Annotated in this window: 10 protein-coding genes; all 10 read right to left on the bottom strand. The window is 41.3% G+C overall.

The genetic code is table 11. The features are described from left to right. Positions 1 to 10: 10 nt before the first annotated feature. The 10 genes from IOC57_RS21915 to IOC57_RS21870 all read right to left on the bottom strand — a co-directional run bounded on the left by IOC57_RS21915 (position 11) and on the right by IOC57_RS21870 (position 9662). Positions 11 to 586, bottom strand: a complete 576-nt coding sequence (locus tag IOC57_RS21915) for a GNAT family N-acetyltransferase (protein ID WP_207440683.1) — start codon at positions 584 to 586, stop codon at positions 11 to 13. 62 nt (positions 587 to 648) lie between these two features. Further along, positions 649 to 1563 carry a diacylglycerol kinase gene (locus IOC57_RS21910; protein ID WP_207440682.1) on the bottom strand — a complete coding sequence of 305 codons (915 nt, stop codon included), beginning with the start codon at positions 1561 to 1563 and terminating at the stop codon, positions 649 to 651. A 180-nt stretch (positions 1564 to 1743) separates the two neighbouring features. Continuing rightward, positions 1744 to 2670 (bottom strand): LiaF transmembrane domain-containing protein, encoded by a 927-nt coding sequence (locus tag IOC57_RS21905; protein WP_207440681.1) that lies wholly within the window; start codon positions 2668 to 2670, stop codon positions 1744 to 1746. After that, on the bottom strand, positions 2667 to 3737 hold the full coding sequence (locus tag IOC57_RS21900) for a hypothetical protein (RefSeq protein ID WP_207440680.1): 1071 nt from the start codon (positions 3735 to 3737) through the stop codon (positions 2667 to 2669). The genes IOC57_RS21905 and IOC57_RS21900 overlap by 4 nt, the downstream gene beginning before the upstream one ends. Continuing rightward, on the bottom strand, positions 3730 to 4197 hold the full coding sequence (locus IOC57_RS21895) for an anti-sigma factor (protein ID WP_207440679.1): 468 nt from the start codon (positions 4195 to 4197) through the stop codon (positions 3730 to 3732). Before IOC57_RS21895 ends, IOC57_RS21900 begins: the two co-directional genes overlap by 8 nt. Then, a complete protein-coding gene (locus IOC57_RS21890) occupies positions 4194 to 4736 on the bottom strand; it encodes a sigma-70 family RNA polymerase sigma factor (RefSeq protein WP_309487747.1) in 543 nt (180 codons plus the stop codon). The genes IOC57_RS21895 and IOC57_RS21890 overlap by 4 nt, the downstream gene beginning before the upstream one ends. 173 nt (positions 4737 to 4909) lie before the next feature. Beyond that, positions 4910 to 6337 (bottom strand): Asp-tRNA(Asn)/Glu-tRNA(Gln) amidotransferase subunit GatB, encoded by a 1428-nt coding sequence (gene gatB, locus IOC57_RS21885; protein WP_207440677.1) that lies wholly within the window; start codon positions 6335 to 6337, stop codon positions 4910 to 4912. A 12-nt stretch (positions 6338 to 6349) separates the two neighbouring features. Beyond that, positions 6350 to 7810 (bottom strand): Asp-tRNA(Asn)/Glu-tRNA(Gln) amidotransferase subunit GatA, encoded by a 1461-nt coding sequence (gatA, locus tag IOC57_RS21880; protein ID WP_207440676.1) that lies wholly within the window; start codon positions 7808 to 7810, stop codon positions 6350 to 6352. A gap of 12 nt (positions 7811 to 7822) precedes the next feature. Beyond that, complete coding sequence (gene gatC, locus IOC57_RS21875; RefSeq protein ID WP_057913899.1) at positions 7823 to 8113, bottom strand: Asp-tRNA(Asn)/Glu-tRNA(Gln) amidotransferase subunit GatC; 291 nt, start codon at positions 8111 to 8113, stop codon at positions 7823 to 7825. Between the two features lie 379 nt (positions 8114 to 8492). Further along, a complete protein-coding gene (locus tag IOC57_RS21870; RefSeq protein ID WP_207440675.1) occupies positions 8493 to 9662 on the bottom strand; it encodes a CamS family sex pheromone protein in 1170 nt (389 codons plus the stop codon). Position 9663: the final 1 nt, after the last annotated feature.

Below are 9663 nucleotides of genomic sequence, written 5' to 3'. Positions count from 1 at the left end.
GGACCCCCTGTTAAACAGGAGGTTCTTCTATTTCCTTTACCATATAGCAAAATTCATGGCCGCTAATCGAAATGGTTTTCATTTCGATATATCCTAACCTGCTATAAAGACGATTCGCCCCTTCATTTTCATTTTCAACGACTAAAGAAACCCTTGGATATCCCTTATGTTTAGCGTATCCCTCAACATATTGAATCAGTGCACTACCAATTCCTTTTCCTTGAAAATTCGGGTCAACGGATACTGTATCCAAATAAAAGTCTTTCATTTCCGCTTCCTTATCGAGTGTAACGCTCGGGTCTTTCATTTTCACCCTTAATTGTTTCACTATCGGTTCATCCAAGCTTTTGGCATCCTTTCCATGATAAGCAATGATCAACCCAGATACTTGTCCATCATGTTCACTGACGAAGGTATTTTCATAGCTGATCCGATTTCCACTTTTCCTGAACAAATCGGCAAGCACGGAAAGTATTCTTTCTTCTTCTGTTTCACCTGTCAAAACCTCTGCAATTTCCTTAATCGCTAACCGGGTCAATATAGCCGACTTGTCCGCATCTTCGGGTGTCGCTTTCCTGATATACATGTTTGCCATTCTCCTTGCTTCATTAAACTGAAAAGGCCACCAGATTCAGTGGCCTTTTCACCCTATTTATTTGCCGGATCGTCCGGCAGTAATCCTTGCGGGATGAATACATCAAAATGACGGTATTGATTCACGAATTCAGCTGGGGCCATCCCGCCAAATTCCCCATCCAAGTTAAGCATCATGTCGTTTTTAGCCTGGACTTTAATTCGATTGGCTTTTTCATAAATGACGTTTTTATCATGGATATGTTCACCGCGCATTGCCAATGTCGCTACACGGACAATATCTGCGAGGTTGGCCTTTTTCAAAATAAGCAATGTGAACATACCATCATTTAGAGAGGCGTCAGGAGCCAGTTTCTCGAAGCCCCCTACCGAATTCGTGTTAGCCACCAAGAACAGCATGATCTCTCCTTCAAAAAGCTTTCCATCATATTCAATAGAAACTTCCGTCGGTTTAATTGAAGGAAGCATTTCAATTCCTTTAATATAGTACGCTAGCTGACCAAGCATGGTTTTCAGCTTGATCGGCACGTCATAGGTCAATTCGGTCAATCTGCCACCGCCTGCAATATTGATGAAATACTTATCGTTCATTTTCCCAATATCGATCGGCATAGTATGCCCACCGGCAATAATTTCGGCTGCCCCTTCGATTGACTTCGGTAAGTGCAGCGCCCTCGCAAAATCATTGGTCGTTCCCGTCGGAATGATTCCTAGTTTCGGACGTTTCTCTGCAGCGGCCAGCCCATTAACAACCTCATAAATCGTACCGTCGCCCCCTGCTGCAATAACTATATCATAGCCGCGTTCAATCGCGACCTTAGCCGCTTTCGTCGCATCCCCAGCACCAGTCGTTGCATGTGCAGAAGCTTCATAACCAGCTTCTTCAAGTTTCGCTAGCACACCTGGCAGGCTCTTCTTAATGGCTTCCCGGCCCGAAGTCGGGTTGTAAATCAACCTTGCTCTTTTCATTTCCCATCATCCTTATACATATTGATTCCATAATTTACATCTTAATCCTTCGTTACATGAAAAGCAATATTCGAAAAAAAGAGGACCGTATTTCGGTCCATATCTTTTGCATTTTACTAGAAATCTTATCAGGGAAAATTATAATGCTTTTTACAATTTTATTCTAGTAAATGATTTTAATCATGGATATTGAACATTCACGTTAAATGCATCGGTAACCGTTAAAGTATGTTTCCCTTTTCCAACATTGAATATCCCACTCTTTTTAACAGCGCCTTCTTCACTTGTTTCTTCTTTCACTTCATTCATCTTCCAGCCATCCTCAGGTCCTTCAAGTTCCTCGACCCCTCTAGCATCTATCTTGATATCACTATTGTCCTGAAGGAATACACTTAGATTTCCGCTGTCCTTCACACTCCAGTCATTCAAGAGCCTTCTCGGTTTCAAGACAAGATCGGTACTTTGTCCGTCTATTTCCACGGCCAACTCGGCTGGAATTATAAGAGTAGCCTTAAGATTCATTGCACCACTGTTCAAAAGTCCATTTTGAATCGGCAAATCCTTGAAGCTTATATAAAGCGTATCACCATTTCTCTCAACAAGTAAATAATCTTCCGCCTTGTTCAGCAACGAATCATCATCTTCCATTACCCGCTCTCCATATGTACCAAAAATGGATACTTCCTCACCCTTACCACTTTCAATTGTCAATGGGTATGTGCCTGGGTCCAGGACAACTCTCTGTATGTCTTTCCCCGCCTTTTGATTGAATCCTGGCAAATTGACCGTTTTCTCTTCACTATTCACGACAGCCCTAACTTGATCCATCAATCCGCTTGACGTTAGCAAAATTAAAACGATCCCCGTAGTTCCAAGCAATCCCACGAAAATAATGCTAAGAATATCATACTTTACAAAAGAACTTTCTTTTCTGGAAAAATATATATAGAAGAGAATCTCTGCACCCAAGATGATGAACAGCAATGGCCACCATGATAGCAGAATCGTCGTCAAATTCATATCCGCAATTTGAGAAACCAGTAAAACCAAACCCAAACCCACCAGGGAGATTCCCATTGAAATCGTTCCGACTCTCCATATTCTCATTTTGTCTCCTCCTTGACTCTCCCTTTTTTACTTCCCGACAGTAATTTGATTCCCCCGCCTATAAGAAGGATGCATACCAGTCCTTTTTGAAAATAATCTCTAAACCAATATTCTAAGTTTCTTCCAATCCAGTCATCTAAATGGGGAGCAATGGCCGGGACGATTATATTACTAGCCAAGAAATAGACTCCAAGTCCCACTAACCCCCATCCTACCCATTTTTGGTGATTGACCATTCCCGAAATGATGGGGATATCTTCAACTGGACCCTCTTCCATTTTCGAGGCTTTTTGCAATCCATCAAAAAAACTATAAAACCAGATAATCGGAATAAGGAAAAAGAAGAAACCTAATCGGAGTAAATCCAGTATGTAAATGGCGAATAAAAATCCGGCCATCAATTGAATCCCTCGTTTTTGCAGCCCCAAATATAAGTGACCCGCACCAGGGAATATGGCGAATAAAGTCGCGACCGATTTACTCTTTTTACCGGATTCCCGTCTCTCCTCGAAATCTTCCAAAACCGTCCGATCGATAAGCTCCTCACCTCTTTGCTTTTTATTCAGCTGTTGAACAGAATCAAAAAAGCTGTAAATCCATATAACAGGCAATAGTGCCATGAATATTAACAGACCTTCCATTTGTGTCATCAAACTGATGAATATCACCATGATGCCAAGGCCTAAAAAGCCGATGAGAAAAATGAGTCCCCGATTCATGAGGCCAAGCTGAAAATGCCCTAACCCCGGAACGAATGAAAGGATGATTACATAAAATCTTTCCGCCTCCGGCTGATCTGCCATTCCCTCCACATCCTCTTCACTTTTAGGATTCCTCAGTGAGGTGACCACCAAATCAAATATACTGATGAAATAAAACACCATTCCAACAATGGAAAAAGCCAGAAACGCATCAGATTGACTAATCAATGAAAGAAAAAGACCTCCAAGCCCCAATCCAGCTGTGGCAAGAAAATAAAATAACCCTTTATATTTCTTCCCTAGGTAAAAATGTCCAAAACCTGGAAAAAACGATAATAAAAAGGCTAATACCGGACTTTTATTCATTTCTAAATCCCTCCTTATTTTTCTTTTCTATAGAGTCCATCCAATTAAATGTTTTATCAATAAGTCCATCGGTTAAGGACTGCGTTTCCTTTTCACTGCTTGATTCGACAGAATCCACGTATTCTGTCAATGATTGAAATACTCCGCCTGCCATTAATAAAATCGTAAACCCGGCCGCGATCAAGTAATGTCTTGTGATCGTCCGAAGTGATTTCTCTTTTTTGTGTTGTTTGGCCTCTTCAACAGAGCCGCATTTCAGTAGGTTAATCGATTCCATGACAGGACCTGCAATATCAAACCCTTCCATGTCCAGACTGTTTTCTTCTTTTTCCATTGCTTCCATATAGACTGACAAACACTTGTCACAGGAGTATAAATGATTTTCATATTCAATTTTTAGAGCCTCTGGTAATTCATCTGCCAAATATGCGACCCACTCTGCTTCAGGAACATGATTCATGTAAAATCCTCCTCTTTCCAATGTTTTCTCATCCAATTTCTTGCCCGGTATAGCTTTACCTCCACCGATTTCACTTGAATCCGCTGTTCCTCTGCAATTTGCTTGAATGACTTTTCCTTTATGTAATAGCCATATACAACGTCCCGATATCCCTCCGGAAGGTCATTCAGCTTCCGTAACACTTGCTTTCGCCTTTCATTCCGAAAAAATACCGCCTCAACATCATCAGTTAAGCCCAAATTAGCTTCCGATGAATGCTCGTCCTGCAATTCTTCCCTTTGGCGCTCCCTCTTTCTCTTTAAATCGATAGCATGATTGACCGCAATTCTTGTAATCCAAGTTTTGAAACCTTGGTTCTTATATTGAGGAAGAGAAGTATAGATTTTGATAAAGACTTCCTGGGTAACATCTTCAGCATCCTTTTGATTCCGCAAGACGGAATAGACGGTTCTATAAATCGTCTGTTTATACATTTCAATCAACATTCGGAATGCATGATCATTCCCAGCCCTTACCTTCTCAACTAACTCATCCGTCACTTCTCTTCCTCCTTTCCCGTTAATCATTCATGTAATAGACGATACAAAAAGGAGTTACCCCTACAGATAACTCCAAAATTATCAAAAATTATTTCCCGCTTGTTATTTTCCTCAGTAATCTCTTTCCTTAGTCAAGAGAAAACCGTACCACTTTAAAAGTGATACGGTCAATATTAACGTTTATTGATTTCTTCCACCAAAATTTTATTAACAAGCTGTGGATTGGCTTGTCCTTTTGTCGCTTTCATGATCTGACCGACAAGGAAGCCGATTGCTTTTTGTTTACCGGCTTTAAAATCTTCAATCGATTGCGGGTTATTATTCAATGCTTCTTCAACGGCTGTACGCAATGCGCCTTCATCGGAAATTTGGACTAGTCCCTTCTCCTTGACGATCGTTTCAGCATCCCCGCCGTTTTCAATCAATTCTTTGAAAACTTTTTTAGCGATTTTAGAAGAAATCGTGCCATCTTCAATAAGCTTGATCATTCCAGCCAACGATTCAGCAGTCAATTTGACATCATGAAGCTCTTTACCTTCTGCATTCAAGAAAGCGGAAACCTCACCCATGATCCAGTTAGATGCCAGTTTTGCATCAGCGCCTGAAGCGACTGTCGCTTCAAAGAAATCAGCACTTTCTTTCGTTACAGTTAAAACGGCTGCATCATATTCCGGTAAGCCAAATTCTTCGACATAGCGTTTTTTCCGTGCATCCGGAAGTTCCGGAATCTCGGCAGCAATACGCGCTTTCCATTCTTCATCGATATGGATTGTCAATAAATCCGGTTCCGGGAAGTATCGGTAATCATCGGAGCCTTCCTTAATTCGCATCAGTACCGTTCTGCCTGTAGCATCGTCGAACCGGCGGGTTTCCTGTTCGATTACGCCGCCTTCATTCAAGATTTCCGCTTGTCGGATTTCTTCATGCTCCAACCCTTTGCGAACGAAGTTGAATGAGTTCAAATTTTTCAATTCTGTTTTTGTACCGAATTCTTTTTGGCCGACAGGTTTCAAGGAAATGTTAGCATCACAGCGAAGTGAGCCTTCTTCCATTTTACAATCGGAAACGCCGGTGTATTGAATGATGGATTTCAACTTTTCCAGATAAGCATAAGCTTCTTCCGGGGAAGTGATATCCGGTTCGGATACGATTTCAACAAGAGGCGTACCTTGGCGGTTATAATCACAGAGTGAATAGTTCCCTTTATGTGTCAGCTTTCCAGCATCCTCTTCCATATGAATGCGGGTAATGCCAATTTTCTTTTTCTTGCCGCCCACTTCGATTTCAATCCAACCATGCTCACCGATCGGTTGATCGAACTGTGAAATTTGGTATGCTTTAGGATTGTCCGGGTAAAAATAGTTTTTCCGGTCAAACTTTGTAATTTCCGCCACTTCGCAATTCAGGGCAATTGCAGCCTTCATTGCAAAATCAACAGCCTTTTTATTGACGACAGGCAAAACACCTGGGTAGCCTAGGTCAATTACAGTCGTGTTACTATTTGGAGCGGCACCAAAATGATTTGGGCTCGCTGAGAAAATTTTAGAATCCGTTTTTAATTCTACGTGTACTTCTAGACCAATCACCGTTTCAAAGTCCATTATTTTCACCCCTTACAGCTTAGGAAATTGTTTATGAAAATCTGTTGCTTGCTCAAATGCGTGAGCTGCGCGATAAATCGTGCTTTCATCAAAATGCTTCCCAATCATTTGCAGTCCAAGAGGAAGCCCATTCGCTGCGAATCCACATGGCACGGATATACCTGGTACACCAGCAAGGTTGACTGGAATCGTCAAGATATCATTCGCATACATTGTTAATGGATCGTCGACTTTTTCACCAATTTTAAATGCAGGCGTAGGTGTAGTCGGCCCAACGATGACATCGTATTTTTCAAAGACATCTTCAAAGTCTTTTTTGATTAATGTACGTACTTTTTGGGCCTTTTTATAATAAGCATCATAATAACCGGAACTTAAGGAGAACGTTCCAAGCATGATACGGCGTTTCACTTCGTCACCGAATCCTTCTGCACGGGTTTGCTTATACATTTCTATAAGAGTTTCTGCATTATCGGTACGATGTCCGTAACGCACTCCGTCAAAACGCGAAAGGTTAGCCGAAGCTTCCGATGAAGATAGCAGATAATAGGCAGCTAAAGCATATTTGGAATGCGGCAAGGATACCTCTTCCCATTCAGCTCCAAGCCCCTCTAATACTTTTAACGCTTCAAGTACGGAATTACGCGCTTCTTCTCCAACGCCTTCACCAAGATATTCTTTAGGCACAGCTATTTTCAATCCTCTAACATCGCCTGTTAATGAATTCACAAAATTCGGCACGTCAACATTAGCAGAAGTCGAATCCATTGGATCTACACCTGAAATCGCTTCAAGCAAATAAGCGTTATCTTCAACCGTTCTTGTAACCGGTCCAATTTGGTCCAATGATGACGCAAATGCTACAAGTCCGAATCGGGAAACACGCCCATATGTAGGTTTCAAGCCGACAACTCCACAATATGCTGCTGGTTGGCGGATCGATCCACCCGTATCGGAACCTAAAGAGAATGGGACTTCACCGGAAGCGACAGATGCAGCTGAACCACCCGAAGAACCGCCTGGCACATATTCCGTGTTCCAAGGATTGCGGGTTGCCTGAAATGCGGAGTTCTCGTTAGAAGAACCCATCGCAAACTCATCCATGTTCAATTTCCCGATCGTAACCGTTTCTGCCTTCTGTAACTTTTGAACAACGGTTGCATCATAGATTGGATCAAAATTCTCCAAAATTTTGCTCGCACAAGTCGTACGCAAATTTTTAGTGACAATATTATCCTTCACTCCGATTGGCATACCAAATAAAGCGCCTTCGTTCTCGCCTTTTGCCAATTGATCATCCAACCGTTTTGCTTGATTGCGGGCGTTTTCTTCATCAAGTGTCAAAAATGCCTTCACCTTGTCCTCTACTTGTCCGATTCGCTTATACGATTCGTTAACAAGATCAGTGACACTTATCTCTTTCTTATGTAAGCGTTCATGAAGCTCAGAAACCTTTTGTTCGAACAACGACATCATTGTCCCTCCTTATTCAATTATTGATGGTACACGGATATATCCTTCTTTGCTATCCGGTGCATTTTTAACTACTTCCGCTACTGGCAATCCCGGTTTTGCGACATCTTCGCGCATAACATTCTTCATATCCAAAACGTGAGAAGTCGGGTTTACTTGATCCGTATCAAGCTCATTCAACTGCTCCGCGAATGAAATCATTTGGTCAAGCTGATGCTGAAACTGTTGTGCTTCTTCTTCCGTAATGGCCAAACGAGCCAAATGGGCAACGTGTTTAACTTGTTCCATAGAAATACGTGACATTCTCTTCACCTCCGAAAAAATATCCAAATCGACTGAATTTCGTCGCTTTTCTCCATATAATCATCGTTTAAATCATATCAAACTATTACACAGTAAAGCAACAAGAGATACAATGTCGAAATTCAATTATTTCATAAGGAAAAAGAGATATTTTCCGGGAAATATGGGAAAGTTGCCGAAATTTCCGGGGAAATGGCAATATGGCCTTTAAAATTCGACAAGTTTTCCCTTTTTGAAGCATTTGCTTCCTAAGATGGAAGGGTTTACTTTCTATATATACTTTAGTTCCTGGTTAAAGTTTTTTTGAAGTTCACAAGAAAGAGATTCCAATTTTAAATGGTACCTCAAAAAAGATGAAGCCGTTAAGCTTCATCCTTTTTCACTCGTATATATGCACGGTTGGCTCATCCTGATTTGCTTCACGGACTATGAGCGCTTCAGGTCCATTTACAGAGGTAATGGATACCTGTACGGCAATATAGTTCGGAAAACGTTCCATTACAAGTCCAGCAACATATTGGGTAAAGCCGATTGCTTCCGAGTTCCCATAAAATTGAATGGGGATATCGATATTCAGACTTTGCAACTGATCATCCATATAGAACGCCCTGCCGATGACTCCGTTAAAGTTAGGGAAGTATTCTTCGACATCTTCTTTAAAGTTCGTGAAAGTATTGACGTCATCACGGTATTTTTTTTCAGCTCCAGCAGAAGGAAATAGGAAATACTCTTCGTCCAGGTTCGTCCATTTTCCAATATTGTCAGAGTTTTTATCGATATTTGTATAGGAAATGAAATTACCAGGGACTACTGAAGATTTTTCATTTTGCTCGAATAAGGCAATCGTAATCGGAACATTTTTCAGCTTGTCCATTTTACGTAGCCTTTTTAAGACTTCTGCAGCCAATTTCTCCCCTTCTTGCTTTAGCTTTTTACTATCGATTTTATTTTCATAGGTAGCACCGTATGCCTCTTTTTGGTAGTAATGCACTGAATTCAGCGCAAGACCTATTACCACTCCGCCAAGGCTCACTGAATTATCTTTTGTTTTTACCAAGTAATTATGTTCTAAAATATGGGCAAGATAGATCGGATTTTCTTCATTCCGCTTATCAATGTCACCTTTACCTGGATCAACCGGATTCAAGCCGACATTCTTTGAGGCTTTCATGTCCTTTTCTTTCAACTGACTATCGGTATATTTTCTGTTCAGCCAGGAAGATATCGTGGAACTATCTAGTAGTTGCCCCTCTTGAAACAGGTAATCTTCCGGGTCGAATTGGGTTTGGGCCAACCGCATCAATCCATTCTCGAATTCTTCAATGTCATATCGGGTATTTAGATTGGATACGACCAAACCTCGTGCTTTTGATGGTTCAAACGGTAGGATTGTTTGATAATATTCTTCCGAAATTTTATACTTCGGAATGATTGCCGTTTCTTTTTTGTCTTTGGAGTCTTGAACTACCTCTTGCTTATCCTCAAAACTAGGCGCACATCCAGCAAGAAGCAGTATAAGAATCATCCCCAAAATAGAGTGTTTCCTCATT

Source organism: Bacillus sp. SD075 (assembly GCF_017355165.1).
Taxonomy (GTDB): domain Bacteria; phylum Bacillota; class Bacilli; order Bacillales; family DSM-1321; genus Peribacillus.
The sequence above is the reverse complement of the archived record's forward strand: the minus strand, read 5'-3'. Positions and strand labels throughout refer to the sequence as shown.

What these genes read in the sequence shown, in the direction of transcription:
- gatC (WP_057913899.1), bottom strand. Translation starts at nt 8,113, where the DNA reads ATGTCACGTATTTCTATGGAACAAGTTAAACACGTTGCCCATTTGGCT.
- IOC57_RS21900 (WP_207440680.1), bottom strand. Translation starts at nt 3,737, where the DNA reads ATGAATAAAAGTCCGGTATTAGCCTTTTTATTATCGTTTTTTCCAGGT.
- gatA (WP_207440676.1), bottom strand. Translation starts at nt 7,810, where the DNA reads ATGTCGTTGTTCGAACAAAAGGTTTCTGAGCTTCATGAACGCTTACAT.
- gatB (WP_207440677.1), bottom strand. Translation starts at nt 6,337, where the DNA reads ATGGACTTTGAAACGGTGATTGGTCTAGAAGTACACGTAGAATTAAAA.
- IOC57_RS21910 (WP_207440682.1), bottom strand. Translation starts at nt 1,563, where the DNA reads ATGAAAAGAGCAAGGTTGATTTACAACCCGACTTCGGGCCGGGAAGCC.
- IOC57_RS21895 (WP_207440679.1), bottom strand. Translation starts at nt 4,197, where the DNA reads ATGAATCATGTTCCTGAAGCAGAGTGGGTCGCATATTTGGCAGATGAA.
- IOC57_RS21915 (WP_207440683.1), bottom strand. Translation starts at nt 586, where the DNA reads ATGTATATCAGGAAAGCGACACCCGAAGATGCGGACAAGTCGGCTATA.
- IOC57_RS21905 (WP_207440681.1), bottom strand. Translation starts at nt 2,670, where the DNA reads ATGAGAATATGGAGAGTCGGAACGATTTCAATGGGAATCTCCCTGGTG.
- IOC57_RS21870 (WP_207440675.1), bottom strand. Translation starts at nt 9,662, where the DNA reads ATGAGGAAACACTCTATTTTGGGGATGATTCTTATACTGCTTCTTGCT.